This window comes from Amycolatopsis sp. NPDC051102, from assembly GCF_040682815.1.
GTDB lineage: Bacteria > Actinomycetota > Actinomycetes > Mycobacteriales > Pseudonocardiaceae > Amycolatopsis.
Genome location: NZ_JBFBBT010000015.1, coordinates 192,008 through 207,436, shown reverse-complemented (window position 1 = coordinate 207,436; position 15,429 = coordinate 192,008). Strand labels below are relative to the sequence as shown.

Here is a 15,429-nt window from a genome sequence, read left to right as displayed (position 1 = left end):
CTGGGTTTCCGGGGACGGCCACCCGCCGTTCGGCCGGGTGCCGTTGGTCCGGTTGGCCGGTTCGTGGCCGGTTCCGGATCCGCTGTCGTCAGGTAACCCTGTGCGGGCGGCGATCACCAGGCTCTGTCGCCGGAATGCCGTCGCGATACGACGAGCGGCAGCTTATGTCACCCACCCGGACCAGGCATAACCGCTCGGCGCACCGCACGTGCATCGGAACGGGCGAACCGCACGTGCAGGTTTGGCTACTGACCGTCAGCCGTGATCTTGTCGCCGTCGCCGAAGGTCAGTGTGCGCTCCTCGACCGTCTTCGTCCCGTCCGTGTGGGTGACTTCGACGGTGTTGACGGTGACGCCGCGCTGCTGGTCGATGCTGACCTTCTTGACTTCGAAGTACGCGATGCCCGCGTACCGCCGGGCGAGGGCCTGCGGGCCCTGGTCGTGCAGGTCGCCGGTGGTCACCGAGGACGCCGTGGCGGGGTCGGTGGTGACGGTGTTGAAGAACTTCTCCGAGTTGTCCCCCATGGTCTGGGCGTCCGGCGGGAAGGAGTACCACCACGGCGGTTTCACCGGGGTTTCCCGCTGCGCGGGCGTGACGGGCGGCTTCCGCGGCGTCCGGTCGACGGTGGCGGGCCCGGTCGTCACGGTGGACGGCGCGTCGGTCCGCTCGGCCGGCGGTGGCGCGGCACCGTCGACCGGTCCGGCCCCGCCGCCACTGGTCTTCTCGGTGGAGTGTTCCGGCGGGGCGGCGGTTTCCGGCCCGGCCGCGGAACCGCCCTCGGTGGGCGGCCGCTGCCCCGAGGTGGGATCGGCGACGGTCGGCACGCCCTGGTAGCCGGGCCACGAGCCCTGCACGGCTTGGTCGACGGGCGGTTTCCCGACGAGGAAGGACCCGGCGCACAGCAGCCCGACGACGACGGCCCCGGAGGCACCGGTGGCGAACCAGGCGGCCTTCCGCCAGGTCTTCGGCGGGGTGACGGACGCGGGCACGGACCCGATGGTGAAGCCGCCGAGCCCGTCGATGGGCGGAGCGGAGTAGATGCGGGCGTCGTCTTCGTCGACATCGACCCCGCGCGGAGCGGGGGAGGCCAGCGATACGCGGGTGCGGCGGGCGGCCCGGTCGGCCGGCGACTCGGTGGGCGCCGCGTCGGCGGAGGTGAAGTCGGGCTCGTCGTCTTCGAAGGCATCGTCGTCTTCGAAGACGTCGAGGGGGAGGCTGCCGTGCGCGGCCGGGAAGAGCGGCCGCCCGTCCCGCGGCTGCGGGAGCGACGGCTGGGGCAGCGGGAGGCAGCCGGAGATCGGCGGGTCGGCCGCGGCCGGCCCGGCGGGGCGGGGCTGCAGGGGGTGGCCGAGCGGGAGGGACCCGGACATCGCGCGGTCGGCAGGCATCGGGCCGGCGGTGCGTCGCGTGGCGTACGGCTGCGGGAGTGATCCGGACATCGCCGGGTCGGCCGGCGCCGGGCGTCGCGTGACAGATGGCTGCGGGAGTGATCCGGACATCACCGGGTCGGCCGGCGCCGGGCGTCGCGTGGCGTAGGGCCGTGGGAGCGACCCGGACATCACCGGATCGGCCGCTGCCTCGCCGGCGTAGCGCACGGAGTAAGCGGGATCGGCCGGCATCGGGCCGCCGGGGCGGCGTGCGGCATACGGCTGCGGGAGTGACCCGGACATCGCGGGATCGGCCGTCATGTCCCCGCCGTGGCGCACGGCGTAGTCCTGCACCGGCGAGCCCCCGGGATCAGCCACCGCACCACCACCGTGGCGCTGGACGGCCTGTTGCGGGGGCACTCCACCCACCGCCGGATCGGCCATCCGGCCCGCCGCGTGGTGGCGCACGGGGCGGTGCTGCGGCAGCGGCGGCGTCCAGCTCTCCGCGCCGCCGCGGCGGTGCCGTCCGGGATGCGCGGGCGCGGTGGCGCGTCCGTGGAACTCCGTGCCGTGGCTCATGTGGGCTCGACCACCCGGCCGTGCACTCCTGACGCCATCCGGCGGCCGGGCGACCTGAACGGAGCACCCTCACGCGCGGAATCTCGTTCGGAATCCTGCGCAAATGCACGCGCACGCAACAGTGGGCGCGCGGGGCCAGTGCCCCCGCGCGTCCTGCGGGCGTTGCCCGACCCAGACGCAAGGGTCCTCACGGCGTCAACCCTAGGAGCATCCGGCGGCGAAAGTCGCCCCCAAACCTGCAAGTTGCAGAGGTTTCACTCGGTCGGGCGCGACCGAACGGGCGATGGTCACGCTGCGAAGTTTCACGCAGCGACATCGGCCCTGATCAGGCTCTTCAGCCTCCCGTGCGGTAACGGTCCCGCGTGGACTGCAGCGCCTTCGTCGCCACCACGCCGCTACCGGCGGCGACGAGGATCGCGAAGATGTCCAGCGCCGGCCCGCCGGCGGTGAGCAACCAGGCGAACAGCGAAGCCGCGGTGGTACCCCCGGCAACGGCCCACCGGCTGCGGACGTACTGCGCGACCGGAGCGCCGCCGGCACGCTTACCCGCGGCGTTGTTCAGCAGCGCCAGATACCCCACATGGCCCAGCGCGGCCAGCACGCTCGCGAGCGCGACGATGACGGCGATGAGGTTCACGAGCCAGTCCATGACCCCAGTCTGCCCGCACCGGGGCCGCGGCTGCCTCGGGGAAGACCCGGAATTCGGGCAACCGTTACCGGCCGAGCCGCCCGCGGCCCAGGTTCAGCAGCGCCATGGCCAGCTGGCGGCCTTCGGGGCCGAGCTCGCGGTAGCGCGCGAGCACGTCCATCTCCCGGTTGTAGACGATGCGCGTGCCGCCGGCGGCCATCCGCGCGGCGCCGATCGTCTTGGACACCTCGACCCGGCGTTTCACCAGCCGCAGGATCTCCTTGTCCAGCCAGTCGATCTCCTCGCGCAGCGCCGCGATGTCGTCGCCGGCCGGGGTGTTTTCGGCGGGCTGGCCGTCGGCGTTCGTCGCGTGTGCGTTCATCGGGACCTCTTTCTCGAAGCCCGGACCCGGTCCCAGGGACGGCGACAGCCCCGGGTCCGTGGACTCCGGGGCTGGCGTGATGGCGGTTCGGGCACTACGCGATCACGGGAGCCGGAGTCCGGGTCCCGTAAAAAAATCGCTCTGCGTGGTGCCGCACACGGTCAGTATGGCACAGCGGAACCGGCCCGCTCCCGGAACGCGCGCACCCGAGCATGAACGAAGAGGCTCACGGCGAGCCAGAACATCGGGAACGCCGGCCAGAATAACCCGCCGCCGAGCACGACCCACCGGACGATCGCCACGGCCGCGATCGCCACCACCACGGCGAGGTGCAGCCGCAGCGCGGGATGCCGCCGCAGCGCGTCGCGGCCGAGCGGGAACCCGGGCCCCGGCGGCGCCGGCCGCGGCAGGTCGGCGGTGAGCACGGTGAGTTCGTCGGTGAACCGGGCGGCGTAGACGTGGGTGAGGCGCTCTTCGACCTCTTCGAGGGTGAGCCGGCCTTCGGAACCGGCGGTCTGGACGGCGGTGGCGACGCGTTCACGATCGGCGTCGGCGGCCCGGATGCGGGCGGGGTGGATGTCTTCCATGTCCGTCGATGCTCCGCGCGCGGGGACCGCCGCGCGTCGGGCACGAGGCGACACCTGCCGGTACGCCTGCCGCGGTAGGCCCGGCGCCGCGTGCGTCCGGCGCCGAAGCCCGGCAGCCAAGCCGCCGGCCGCGTTCCCCGTGACCACCCGGCCCTGCCCTCGGGAGCCGTTCACCGCACCGCACCCGGCCACGGCCGAACACGCGCGACGACTGTGCCGGACCCCGGGCCGCCCGGGGTAGCGTGGACGCACGATGGACACCCTCTTCGATCTCCCCGCCGCGACCCCTGTGCGCAAGCCCGCCGCCGGCGGGCAGGCCGAGCTGCTCGACGACCTCAACCCCGCCCAGCGCGAAGCCGTCACCCACGCCGGTGGCCCGCTGCTGGTGGTGGCGGGTGCCGGCTCGGGCAAGACACGGGTGCTGACCCGCCGGATCGCCTACCTGCTCGGGCAACGCCGCGTGCACCCGGGCGAAATCATGGCGATCACGTTCACCAACAAGGCCGCCGCCGAGATGCGCGAGCGCGTCGCCGCCCTCGTCGGGCGCCGCGCGAACGCGATGTGGGTGTCGACGTTCCACTCGATGTGCGTGCGGATCCTGCGCCGCGAAGCCAAAACGCTGGACATGTCGTCGAGCTTCTCCATCTACGACTCCGACGACACCAAGCGGCTGATCACCTTGGTTGCGCGGGATCTCGACATCGACCCGAAGCGGTACGCCGCGCGCACGCTCGCCGTGCACATCTCGAACCTGAAGAACGAGCTCACCGACCCGGAGACGGCGGCGGCGAACGCGGGCAACGACCTCGAGCGCCGCGTCGCCGAGGTCTACGGCGAGTACCAGCGACGGCTGAACCAGGCCAACGCCTTCGACTTCGACGACCTCATCATGCGCACGGTTTCGCTGCTGCAGGCGTTCCCGGACGTCGCCGAGTACTACCGGCGGCGGTTCCGCCACGTGCTCGTCGACGAATACCAGGACACGAACCACGCGCAGTACACGCTGGTCCGCGAGCTGGCCGGGACGGCGCCGAACGAGTCGGGTGTCGAGCCGGCCGAGCTGGTTGTCGTGGGTGACGCGGACCAGTCGATCTACGCCTTCCGCGGCGCGACGATCCGCAACATCGAGGAGTTCGAGCGGGACTTCCCGAACGCGCACACCATCCTGCTGGAGCAGAACTACCGGTCCACGCAGACGATCCTGTCCGCGGCCAACGCCGTCATCGAGCGGAACCCGAACCGCCGCGCGAAGCGGCTGTGGACGGATTCGGGCGACGGCGAGAAGATCGTCGGCTACGTCGCGGACAACGACCACGACGAAGCCGCGTTCGTCGCGGGCGAAATCGACGCGCTGGCGGAGAAGGGCGAAGCCGACTACTCCGACGTCGCCGTCTTCTACCGCACCAACAACCAGTCCCGCGTCTTCGAAGAGATCTTCATCCGGCTCGGCCTGCCGTACAAGGTCGTCGGCGGCGTGCGGTTCTACGAGCGGCGCGAAGTCCGCGACATGATCGCGTACCTGCGCGTGCTGGCGAACCCGGAGGACACGGTCAGCCTGCGGCGCGTGCTGAACGTGCCCAAGCGCGGCATCGGCGACCGCGCGGAAGCCGTCGTGGCGACGCACGCCGAGCGCGAGCGGATCTCCTTCGCGCAGGCGCTGCGGGACGCCGTCGAAGGCAAGGTGCCGCTGCTGAACCCGCGCTCGGTCAAGGCGATCGGCGGGTTCGTGGCGCTGCTCGACGAGCTGGGCGTGCTGATTTCGGAGGGCGCCGAGGTCCACGACGTGCTGGAAGCGGTGCTGGAGAAGACCGGCTACCGCGTCGAGCTCGAGGAGTCGGACGACCCGCAGGACCACACGCGCGTGGAGAACCTGGACGAGCTCGTCACGGTGGCGCGGGAGTTCACCGAGATCACCGCCGAGGTCGTCGCGGACGAGAACGCCGAACTGGTCGTGGAGCCCGGGGTGCCGGCGCCGGGTTCGCTGCCGGCGTTCCTCGAGCGCGTGTCGCTGGTCGCGGACGCCGACTCGGTGCCCTCGCCCGACGGCGGTGAGGAAGGCGACGGCGGCGCGGGCGTGGTCACGCTGATGACCGTGCACACCGCGAAGGGCCTGGAGTACCCGGTGGTGTTCTGCACCGGCTGGGAGGACGGCGTCTTCCCGCACATGCGGGCGCTGGGCGACCCGACGGAGCTGGCGGAGGAGCGGCGGCTCGCGTACGTCGCGATCACGCGGGCCAGGAAGCGGCTGTACGTCTCGCGCGCGATCACGCGCTCGGCGTGGGGCCAGCCGTCGATGAACCCGGCTTCGCGGTTCCTCGACGAGCTGCCGCCGGACCTGGTCGACTGGCGGCGGCTGGAGCCGTCCAGCAGCGGCTTCGGCTCGTTCGGCTCCGGCTCGCGCGGCACGCCGCGGGCGGCGACCACCTGGGGCGGCCGCCGGACGTCGTCGCCGTCCTCTTCGGGCACGCCGTCGTTCGGCAAGGGCTGGAAGGACACGGTGGCGCTGAAGCTGGACGTCGGCGACCGCGTCAGTCACGACAAGTACGGCCTCGGCACGGTCATCTCCTGCGACGGCGTCGGCCCGCGCGCGACGGCCACGATCGACTTCGGCGCGGCGGGCAAGGTCCGCTTGATGCTCATCGGCAGCGTTCCGATGGTGAAGCTCTAAGCAACCCGGTCGAGTGAATCCGGCGGCGATCCCGGCGATCGCCGCCGGAATCGTCGTACCCACCCGGTAGAACTGACCCCGTAATCGAACACAAGTTCGACGGAGGGGGTAGAGTGGTGTGGACGCGGTGCTGTTTGGCCTGCTGGCCGAAGGGGTACGAAACTACCTGCGGGGAGTCTTGGAGACGACGGTTCCGGATCGGGGTCGGGAGCCTTCGGGGGCTTCGGGAATTCCTCCGCATGCGGGAGCGGAGGCGTGCCGGCTGGCCGCCGCCTGGCGAGCGCTGCTCAGGCAGCACGAACTCGGCGCGGACGGGCGTTGTGTCACCTGCGGCCGGGGACGCCGCTGGACGACCAGAGCTCGGAGCGTCGCGCGTGTCCGCTCCGCGGGGGGCGCAGGGGGAGGCGCGCCCTGGGGCTGGCTGCCGGTGCGCCGGCCCGGGGAGCTGTGCACGGTGTGGCAGGTCGCGGTGGCCTACTTCATCCGGCGGTTGCCGGGCGGGCTGCGATAACCGGTTGCGGGCGCTGAGCGGCCTGTGGACGGCTCTTTGTGGCCTCGGCACGGTTCTGGGTGTCCGGCAGTTCTTGCTGCGGCTCAGGACGGCTTCGGGCTTGCCGGGCTCGGCCGTCGCTTCCCAGCGGCGTTCACCGGGAAGCGAAAGGTCACCCGATGCGGGTGTTTGTGTTTGGCCCGCAGCGGCCACCCATGATCTTGTGACCGGTTCCAGCTCGTCAGCGGCTCGGCGGAGCGCGTGCGTTCAGCGCTCTTCGCCGGTGGGGGCTGCCCGCTGCGTCCCGGCCGGCCTTGAGGCTACGGCCGGGTTTCCGCTGGTGGCGCCGGTTGGTGGATCAGATGACGATGCCGCGCGCGGCGAGCCAGGGCCGCGGGTCGATCTTCTTGGTGCCGTTCTGCCACACCTCGAAGTGCAGGTGCGGGCCGGTGCTCTGGCCGCGATTGCCGATCTCGGCGATCTGCTGGCCGCACTTGACCTTCTGGCCCTCCTTGACGGAGAAGCTGTTCATGTGGCCGTAGACCTGGATCGTGCCGTCGTCGAGCTGCACCCGGACCCAGAGGCCGAAACCGCTGGCGGGGCCGGCCTCGATCACGGTGCCGTCGGAGGCGGCGTAGATCGGGGTGCCGATGGCGTTGGCGATGTCGATGCCGAGGTGGCTCGTGCCCCACCGGGCACCGAAGCCCGAGGTGAAGGTGCCGTGCGCGGGCAGGCAGGTCTTGGGGCGAGAGGCTTCTTCGGCGGCCTTCTTGGCGGCGTCGGCTTCGCGCTGCTCGCGGGCCTGCGTGACAGAAGCGCTGTCAGCGAGCTTCGCGGCTTCGGCGGAGGCGTCGACGGTGTGGCCGGTCGGCAGGAGTTCCGGGGCACCCCCGGAGCCCGCACCTCCCGCGGTCAGCGAAGCGCTGGCGTCCTGGCTGTTGGCCAGGGGGGTGAAGGCGGCGTCGGAATCGGTGACCGTCTTGAGGGTCGAGCCCGCAGCGGCGGCGGCGAACGCACCAGCCGCAACGGCGGCAACCACGACACGGCCGCGAAGGGCCGAAGAGGGCGGGGCGATGCGGTGCGCACCCCGGACACGAACGACCGCACCTTCCAGTGCGTCCTTCAATGCCGGGGAAGGAGCTTGGCCGCCGGGGGAGCGGTGTGAAGCCAAGACAGGGCCTTCCATCGTCGGGGAGCCGGGTCGAGGACTGCGGGCGGGGGAACCCGGTGAGCCAACCTCGGGGGCGGTTTGCTCGGTGTCCTACTTCGTGACCTGACTGTAATGGGGACCCCGGGACAGTAACGAAGGGGTACCGCTGTCGGCAAGACGTGCCCTCCGCGTCGGCCGATCGGGTGGAGTCTGCAGCGCGCTCACCTGTGTAAATCACCCAAAGTTAGGGGGGGTTTACGGCGTTCGGTGTGACTTGCCTTACAGCGTCGAGGGCTGGTGAAGGTCCGCCGAGGGCCCGGAGACGCCCCCGGCGACGGTCACGGCGGGAATAACGGATTGCGGGGGAGGGTTGAAGCGGTTTCGACGACTCGCGCCCCGTCGACGGCTCCGGCACGGCCCGAACTTGCTAGCGTCGCGGGCAATATGCCCCCACGCTCAGAGCCCCCCACCGGAAGCGCCCCCGGTCCCGCGGAAGACCCGGCCGGAGCGGCCAGTCCCACGCCGAGCTCCAGCCCCGGTCAGGCCGCGCAGAACGCCCCGGACCAGCCCCGCCCCGAGCCGGCCGCCGGCAGTACGGCGGATGCCTCGCGAGTGTCCGCGGCTGGTTCCCGAGAGCGGTCCGAGCCTGCCCCCGGCGATCGCCGCAGCGCACGAGCCTCCGCGGCAAGTTCGGGTGAGCCCGCCTCGAACCCCTCCGGCGCTGGTCAGACCGCACCGGCCCCCGAGCCTCTCGCCGGCACCGCAACCTGGGCCGAAGACACCGAAACCCGCCCCCTCACCCCCGCACTCACCCTGGCCGTCGTAGGCGCCCTCGCCCTCACTGCCGGCGCGATCGTCCCCGTCTCCCCGGCCGCCGGCCCCGGCTTCACCAGCTGGCCCTGGCTCGCCCTCCTTGCCCTCGCGCCCATCGCCGTCGCCGTCTGGCTCGCTTCCACAGGGAAACCCGCCCTCGGCGGGGGCCTCCTCCTCGGCCTCGCCGCCCTCGCCCCCGGCCGGCTCGTGCTCGACCTCCAGTTCGCCGTCAACGGCCCGCTCACCATCCGGCCCGAGCTCTACCTGCCCGACCGGTTCCTCGGCAGCTCCGCCGTCGGTGCCGGGTTCTGGCTGCTCGTCGGCGGGCACCTGCTCACCCTCGTCGCCGGTGTGCTCGCCTGGCGGGCCGTCCGCAGCCACGACGAACCCGAACGGCGGCGGTGGCGGCTGCTCGCTCCGCTGCTCGCCGTCGCCGCCTCCGTCGGGCTGCTCACCGCTCCCGTCCAGTCCGACAACGGCTTCCTGCTCGCCCGGGCCGCCTTCGAAGGGCCGTGGCCCGCCCTCGGCGGTTACCTGCTGCTCGCCGCCGCGTTGCCGCTGGCCGCCGTTGTCGCGCTGGCCGCTCCTTCCGAACTCGTCGCCCGCGGTGCGCTCGGCGGGCTGGCCGCCGCGGCCTTCGGTGTTGCCCTGCCGCCCGTGCTCGCCGGGCTCCTCCGGGATGACCTGCACGTCACCTGGGGGCCCCTGCTCGCTCTCGTCGCGACAGCCAGCGTCGCTGGGCTCGCCGGCACGCGGCTCACCGAAAGCGCCGAAGGCACCGAAAAGCCCGAGCACGACCTGGCCGGCGGCACGAAACTGCCCGGCCTCTTCTGGTGGCGGCTCACCACCGGCCTGCTCGGCCTGGCCACCGCGCTCGCCGCCGTCATCGGGGCCTTTGCGCCCCAGGTCGCCGTCACCGCGCTGAACCCGGGCGCCGCCGCGCCGGTCAGTGCCGCCGCCGACAGCCCCGCGCGCTGGTTCCTCCTCGTCGCCGCGCTCGTGCTCGCCGTTCCCGCCGCCGGTGTGCTGCTCCCGGCGGCCGCCGCCGTCGCGCGGCCCGTGCTCGGGGTTGCCTGGGCCGGGATCGTCCTGGCCGGCACCGCCGTCCTCAACACCGCGCTCACCGCCACCCAGGCCGGCAACCTCGCCGGCTTCGGGGGCGCCGCCGCTCCCGTCTTCGGCTACGACCTCGGGGCCGGCGCCGCCTGGACGTTCGCCGCGCTCGTGCTCGCCGTCCTGGCCGCCCTCGCCGCCGCCGGGACCGGGGTCGTCGAACGGGAGGACGCCGGGGACGGCACCCCGCCCGACACCAGGAACCTCACCCTCGTCGTGGCCGGTGCCGTGCTGGCCGTCGCCGCGATCGGGTTGCCCGTCTTCGCTCTTCCCGGCTACGTCGCCCCCGGCCTCTGGTCCAATTTCGACACTCCGTCGTGGGGCCTGCTGACCGCCGCGGTGGTCGTCGTCGGGGCGGCCGCGCTCGCGACGCGGTCCCGGCCGAAGCCGGCCGCCGCCCTCCTCGCCGGCGCTGCCCTGCTGACCGGTCTGCACGCCGCCGAACTGCCGCTCGTCGGCGGCACGCTCGGCGGCGCGAGCCCGGCCACCGGGTTCTGGCTCGCCCTCGCCGCCACGGCCGCGTTGCTCGTCGCGGCCGGCATGGCGGCCGCCGGAGGACGTCGTGGGGCGTGAGCGGCCGCGGGTGCTGCTCGTCGAGTTCACCCGGGCCGACCCGGCCGCCGTTTCGCTGGCCCGGCGGCTGCGCGACGACGGCGTGGAGGTCGTCCACGCCGGCCCGCTGGACACCGCCGAACAGATCCTCCGCACCGCCGAACAGGAGGACCCGGACGCGGTCGGCGTGCTCGGCGCCGCGCCGCCCGAAGACCTCGAGCGCGCCCTCGGCGACGTCCGCCTCTTCACCGCCGAGACGGCCGCGGAAACGCTGGCAGAGCTCTCCGGTGGGCGGTCTCACACCGCTGAAGCACCGTCTGACCGCGTACGGTGACCGACTTCACCAGGTGCGGAGTGCCCTGCGTCTGCGCAGGTCGCTAACCTCGACTGGTCCGACAGCGCGGTCCGGTCGCGGACCACCTGCAGTGGCGTGTCGTCAGGAGACTGGAGTAGTGGACCTCTACGAGTACCAGGCGAGGGATCTCTTCGCCGCCCACGGAGTACCGGTTCTGCCGGGCTCGGTGGCTAGCACCCCCGAAGAAGCCAAGGCCGCCGCGGAGCAGATCGGTAACCAGGTCGTCGTCAAGGCGCAGGTGAAGGTCGGCGGCCGTGGGAAGGCGGGCGGCGTCAAGCTGGCCCAGACGCCGGACGAGGCGAAGGAGAAGGCGGAAGCCATCCTCGGCCTCGACATCAAGGGCCACATCACGCGTCGCGTGCTCGTGGCCGAAGCCTCGGACATCGCGTCCGAGTACTACTTCTCCTTCCTGCTGGACCGCGCGAACCGCACGTTCCTGGCGATGGCGTCCTCCGAGGGCGGCATGGAGATCGAGCAGCTCGCGGTCGAGCGTCCCGACGCGCTCGCGAAGATCCCGGTCGACGCGATCGCCGGGGTCGACAAGGCGAAGGCGCTCGAGATCCTGAAGGCCGGCAACTTCCCGGCCGAGATCATCGACGAGGCCGCCGACGTCGTGGTGAAGCTCTGGGAGACCTTCGTCTCCGAGGACGCCACCCTGGTCGAGGTCAACCCGCTGGTCCGCGACCCGCAGGACAAGATCATCGCCCTCGACGGCAAGGTCACCCTCGACGAGAACGCGGACTTCCGCCAGCCGGGCCACGAGGCCCTGGTGGACAAGGAAGCGGAGAACCCGCTCGAGGCGAAGGCCAAGGCCAAGAACCTCAACTACGTCAAGCTCGACGGCCAGGTCGGCATCATCGGCAACGGCGCGGGCCTCGTGATGTCCACTTTGGACGTCGTGGCGTACGCGGGCGAGAAGCACGGCGGCGTGAAGCCGGCGAACTTCCTCGACATCGGCGGCGGCGCTTCGGCCGAGGTCATGGCGGCCGGGCTGGACGTCATCCTCAACGACACCGACGTGAAGAGCGTCTTCGTCAACGTCTTCGGCGGCATCACCGCCTGCGACGCGGTGGCGACCGGCATCGTCGAGGCCCTGAAGATCCTGGGCGACGAGGCCAGCAAGCCGCTGGTCGTCCGCTTGGACGGCAACAACGTCGTGGAGGGTCGCAAGATCCTGGCCGACGCGAACCACCCGCTGGTCACCGTGGTGGACACAATGGACAACGCGGCCGACAAGGCTGCCGAGCTCGCCGCGGCAGGTGCGTGAGATGTCGATCTTCCTCAACGAGAACAGCAAGGTCATCGTCCAGGGGCTCACCGGCTCCGAGGGCATGAAGCACGCCACCAAGATGCTGAAGTCCGGCACGAACATCGTGGGCGGCGTCAACGCCCGCAAGGCCGGCCAGACCGTCACCATCGAGGGCAAGGACCTCACCGTGTTCGGCACGGTCGAGGAGGCCATGAAGGAGACCGGCGCCGACGTGTCGGTCATCTTCGTGCCGCCGAAGTTCGCCAAGGACGCGGTGCTCGAGGCGATCGACGCCGAGATCCCGCTCGCCGTGGTCATCACCGAGGGCATCCCGGTGCACGACTCGGCCTACTTCTGGGCGCACGCGGTCGCCAAGGGGAACAAGACCCGGATCATCGGCCCGAACTGCCCCGGCGTGATCAGCCCGGGCAAGTCGAACGCCGGCATCATCCCGGCCGACATCTCCGGCGCGGGCCACATCGGCCTCGTGTCGAAGTCCGGCACGCTGACCTACCAGATGATGTACGAGCTGCGGGACATCGGCTTCTCGACCGCGGTCGGCATCGGCGGTGACCCGATCATCGGCACCACGCACATCGACGCCCTCGAGGCGTTCGAGGCGGACCCGGAGACCAAGGTCATCGTGATGATCGGCGAGATCGGCGGCGACGCCGAAGAGCGCGCCGCGGCCTACATCAAGGAGAACGTGACGAAGCCGGTCGTCGGTTACGTCGCGGGCTTCACCGCGCCCGAGGGCAAGACCATGGGCCACGCGGGCGCCATCGTGTCGGGCTCCTCCGGCACGGCCGCCGCGAAGAAGGAGGCCCTCGAGGCCGCCGGCGTCAAGGTCGGCAAGACCCCGAGCGAGACCGCCGTCCTCGCGCGTGAGCTGTACAACAACCTCGGCTGAGGTTGACGCATTGCTCCTGGTGAGGCCGGGCACCCGCGAGGTGCCCGGCCTTTCCTCGTTTCGACATGAAACCGCGCGAGGTATTCACGCGTCTGGTGGGCTGGTGGCCTTCGAGTGCGCTAGCGTTCTGCGCACACAAGCCGCCTCGTCTTTCCCCGGGCGCCCGCGCGCCCGGAGTGCCGGTCGAACCGACAGGAGTGCATCCGATGACCTTCCCCAGCGGTGGGCCTGGCTACCCCCAGCAGGGTGGCGGCCAGCAGCCCCCCGGACCGCCGTCCAGCGGCTTCCCGGCGCAGCAGCCGCACTCGCACCAGGCGCCCTCCGGCGCCGCGGGCCTGCCGCAGAACCTGCCGATGCTGCTCGCCCTGGTCGTTGCCGTCTTCGGCCTCGTGCAGTACTTCCTGGGCTTCTCCGACAACGCCGACGTCGGCCTCGCGACGACGTTCCTGCTGGGTGCGGGTCTGCTCGCCGGGCTGCACGTGCTGCCGAAGGGCCCGAAGACGCTGCCGTTCGCGGCGCTGTTCAGCGTCCTCGGCGCGCTCGGTGCCCTGGACGCGCTGGTCGCGCTGCCCACGACGCCGGGCATCGTCACCGTCATCCTGATCCTCGGCATCCTGCAGATGATCGTCGCGGTCGGCGCGCTGCTGATCGAGCACGGCGTCATCAAGCCGCCGTCGCCGAAGCCCGCCGCGCCGTCCTACGGCGGCCAGTACGGCCAGCCGGGTCAGCAGCAGTACGGCCAGCCCGGTCAGCAGTTCGGCCAGCCGGGGCACGGGCCGGGCCCGGTCGCCGCCACCGGCGAGCCGTCGGCGCCGTTCTCGCAGCCGGGCCAGTACGGCTCGCCGAACCCGCCGTCGACCACGCCGCCGCCGGGGCAGCAGGCCACGACGTACGCGCCGCAGCAGGGCCAGTTCTTCCAGCAGGCGCCGCCGGAGAACCCGGGCACCCCGCCCGGCGGCTTCGGCAAGTCCAGCTGACCTCGCCGCCGACACCCGCTGTGACCCTCTGTGTCACAGCGGGTGTTTTGCGTCCGGGGGTGACCCGTCCGGGTGGGGTTCGGTTGATCACGCCGCCCGCGGGCGGCGTGCCTCACCCGGACGGAGCAGCCCGGATGTCAGGGTGCCCACCATGGACCTGCTCACCGACGCCCCCGAAGAGCCGGTGAGCGACCCCGGACCCGGCGTCGCACCCTCCCGGCCCGCGCGGGTGCGGGTGTTGCTCGCCGCGGCCATCGGCCCGCTGATCACCGGCTACACCGCGGTCGCGGCCGTGCTGGCCCTGCTCACGCTCACGGCCGGCCGGGCCGTCTTCTCCGACACCGGGGTGCTGCTGGCCGCCGGACCCGGCTGGCTCGCCGCGCACCAGGTGCGGATCGCCATCGGGGGTCACCCACTCGGGATGCTGCCGCTGCTGCCGACACTCGGCGCGGTCGTGCTGGCCGCGCGGACGGCGTCCGGCGCGGCCCGGCGCCTCGGCAGCCGGTCGTTCCGCGAGGCGCTGCCGGTGCTGGTCACGATCGCCGGCGCGCACGCGGTGGCCGGGCTCGTCGTGGCGCTCTGCGCGCAGGGATCACCGGTGACCGCGAACCCGGTGGCCGCCTTCGTCGTGCCCGGCCTGCTCGCCGGGGCGGCGTCGGGCGCGGGCGTCGTCCGGTCGTGCGGGCTGCCGGACGTCGTCGCCGAGCGCCTCGACCCGCTGGCCCTGCGCGGGCTGCGGACCGGCGCGCTGGGCCTGGCCGTCCTGGTGGCCTGCGGTGCGGCCGTGTTCACCGTCGCGACCGCGGTGTCCTGGAAGACGGTGTCCGACGTCTACGAGCCCGGCTTCGGCACCAGCTTCGGGCTCTTCCTGCTTTCGGTGCTGTACCTGCCGAACGCCGTCGCCGCGGCGCTGTCGTTCGTCGCCGGGCCCGGGTTCTCGATCGGGGACCTGGACGTCGGCATGTTCGGCTACCGAGGTGGCGCCGTGCCCGGTGTCCCGCTGCTCGGCGGCCTGCCCGAGCACCACGCCGGCTGGTGGCCGGCGCTGCTGGTGCTGCCCGCGGCGGCCGGCGCACTGGCGGGTTGGACGCTGCGCAAGGCCGACGCCGAGCCCGCGCAGCGCATCCGCGCGGTCGCGGTCGCCGGTGCCGTCGTCGCGCTCGGCTGCGTCGTGCTGGGCACGCTGGCCGGGGGACGGCTCGGCGACGGCCCGTTCGACCCGGTGAGCGTGCCGGTCGGCGTCGCTTCCGTGGTCGCCTTCTGCTGGATCGTCATCCCGGGTGGGTTCGTCGCGTTCTTCGCGGGGGAGCACGAGCCGCCCGCGCCGCCGCCTGAAGCGCTCGAAGACAACGAGGCGTTCCAGGACGCCGACGAGGTCGACACCGAAGAAGCGTCCGAAGCCGTCGAGGAGCTCGAAGCGGCCCAAGAGGAAATTTTCGCCGAGGACGCCGAGTTCGAAGCCGAAGCCGACGCCGAACTCGGCCTCGAAGAACCGGCCGAGGACGTCTTCGAACCCGGCGACGCTGTGACCGGAGGCACCGAGACCTGCGGCGACGTCGAGCCGGGCGAGGGCGACCGTTAGGGTTGACTTGACCTGGTGAAGCGCCGT

General features: G+C 72.3%; 12 protein-coding genes. 7 read left to right on the top strand and 5 right to left on the bottom strand.

Annotated elements, in window-relative coordinates:
* Positions 1-245: 245 nt before the first annotated feature.
* From AB0M93_RS33470 to AB0M93_RS33455, 4 genes are all read right to left on the bottom strand, one after another.
* Positions 246-1,946 carry a hypothetical protein gene (locus AB0M93_RS33470; protein WP_364281002.1) on the bottom strand — a complete coding sequence of 567 codons (1,701 nt, stop codon included), beginning with the start codon at positions 1,944-1,946 and terminating at the stop codon, positions 246-248.
* Positions 1,947-2,280: 334 nt separating this feature from the next.
* Entirely contained in the window at positions 2,281-2,595 is a 315-nt protein-coding gene (locus AB0M93_RS33465) for a hypothetical protein (protein WP_364280999.1), read from the bottom strand.
* A 64-nt stretch (positions 2,596-2,659) separates the two neighbouring features.
* Entirely contained in the window at positions 2,660-2,956 is a 297-nt protein-coding gene (locus AB0M93_RS33460) for a chorismate mutase (protein WP_364280997.1), read from the bottom strand.
* 161 nt (positions 2,957-3,117) lie between these two features.
* The gene (locus AB0M93_RS33455; RefSeq protein WP_364280994.1) at positions 3,118-3,543 is read right to left on the bottom strand and encodes a DUF1707 domain-containing protein; all 426 of its coding nucleotides are present in this window, start codon (positions 3,541-3,543) and stop codon (positions 3,118-3,120) included.
* 253 nt (positions 3,544-3,796) lie between these two features.
* On the opposite strand from AB0M93_RS33455, the gene pcrA reads away from it, so the two are divergent.
* Complete coding sequence (pcrA, locus tag AB0M93_RS33450; protein ID WP_364280991.1) at positions 3,797-6,211, top strand: DNA helicase PcrA; 2,415 nt, start codon at positions 3,797-3,799, stop codon at positions 6,209-6,211.
* A gap of 848 nt (positions 6,212-7,059) precedes the next feature.
* Here pcrA and AB0M93_RS33445 read toward each other — a convergent pair.
* The gene (locus AB0M93_RS33445) at positions 7,060-7,740 is read right to left on the bottom strand and encodes a M23 family metallopeptidase (RefSeq protein WP_364280988.1); all 681 of its coding nucleotides are present in this window, start codon (positions 7,738-7,740) and stop codon (positions 7,060-7,062) included.
* Between the two features lie 723 nt (positions 7,741-8,463).
* On the opposite strand from AB0M93_RS33445, the gene AB0M93_RS33440 reads away from it, so the two are divergent.
* The 6 genes from AB0M93_RS33440 to AB0M93_RS33415 all read left to right on the top strand — a co-directional run bounded on the left by AB0M93_RS33440 (position 8,464) and on the right by AB0M93_RS33415 (position 15,402).
* Positions 8,464-10,350 carry a hypothetical protein gene (locus AB0M93_RS33440; RefSeq protein ID WP_364280985.1) on the top strand — a complete coding sequence of 629 codons (1,887 nt, stop codon included), beginning with the start codon at positions 8,464-8,466 and terminating at the stop codon, positions 10,348-10,350.
* The gene (locus tag AB0M93_RS33435) at positions 10,340-10,663 is read left to right on the top strand and encodes a hypothetical protein (RefSeq protein ID WP_364280982.1); all 324 of its coding nucleotides are present in this window, start codon (positions 10,340-10,342) and stop codon (positions 10,661-10,663) included. Before AB0M93_RS33440 ends, AB0M93_RS33435 begins: the two co-directional genes overlap by 11 nt.
* A gap of 118 nt (positions 10,664-10,781) precedes the next feature.
* Positions 10,782-11,951, top strand: coding sequence for an ADP-forming succinate--CoA ligase subunit beta (gene sucC, locus AB0M93_RS33430; protein ID WP_364280979.1), 1,170 nt, complete (start codon positions 10,782-10,784; stop codon positions 11,949-11,951).
* Position 11,952: 1 nt separating this feature from the next.
* The gene (sucD, locus tag AB0M93_RS33425) at positions 11,953-12,843 is read left to right on the top strand and encodes a succinate--CoA ligase subunit alpha (RefSeq protein ID WP_364280976.1); all 891 of its coding nucleotides are present in this window, start codon (positions 11,953-11,955) and stop codon (positions 12,841-12,843) included.
* A 206-nt stretch (positions 12,844-13,049) separates the two neighbouring features.
* Entirely contained in the window at positions 13,050-13,820 is a 771-nt protein-coding gene (locus AB0M93_RS33420; RefSeq protein WP_364280973.1) for a DUF5336 domain-containing protein, read from the top strand.
* Positions 13,821-13,962: 142 nt separating this feature from the next.
* On the top strand, positions 13,963-15,402 hold the full coding sequence (locus AB0M93_RS33415; RefSeq protein ID WP_364280970.1) for a DUF6350 family protein: 1,440 nt from the start codon (positions 13,963-13,965) through the stop codon (positions 15,400-15,402).
* Positions 15,403-15,429 lie beyond the last annotated feature (27 nt).

Excerpts from the sequence above, each read along its gene's own strand:
- pcrA (WP_364280991.1), top strand. The coding sequence starts at position 3,797 with ATGGACACCCTCTTCGATCTCCCCGCCGCGACCCCTGTGCGCAAGCCC.
- AB0M93_RS33420 (WP_364280973.1), top strand. The coding sequence starts at position 13,050 with ATGACCTTCCCCAGCGGTGGGCCTGGCTACCCCCAGCAGGGTGGCGGC.
- sucD (WP_364280976.1), top strand. The coding sequence starts at position 11,953 with ATGTCGATCTTCCTCAACGAGAACAGCAAGGTCATCGTCCAGGGGCTC.
- AB0M93_RS33460 (WP_364280997.1), bottom strand. The coding sequence starts at position 2,956 with ATGAACGCACACGCGACGAACGCCGACGGCCAGCCCGCCGAAAACACC.
- AB0M93_RS33455 (WP_364280994.1), bottom strand. The coding sequence starts at position 3,543 with ATGGAAGACATCCACCCCGCCCGCATCCGGGCCGCCGACGCCGATCGT.
- AB0M93_RS33465 (WP_364280999.1), bottom strand. The coding sequence starts at position 2,595 with ATGGACTGGCTCGTGAACCTCATCGCCGTCATCGTCGCGCTCGCGAGC.
- AB0M93_RS33470 (WP_364281002.1), bottom strand. The coding sequence starts at position 1,946 with ATGAGCCACGGCACGGAGTTCCACGGACGCGCCACCGCGCCCGCGCAT.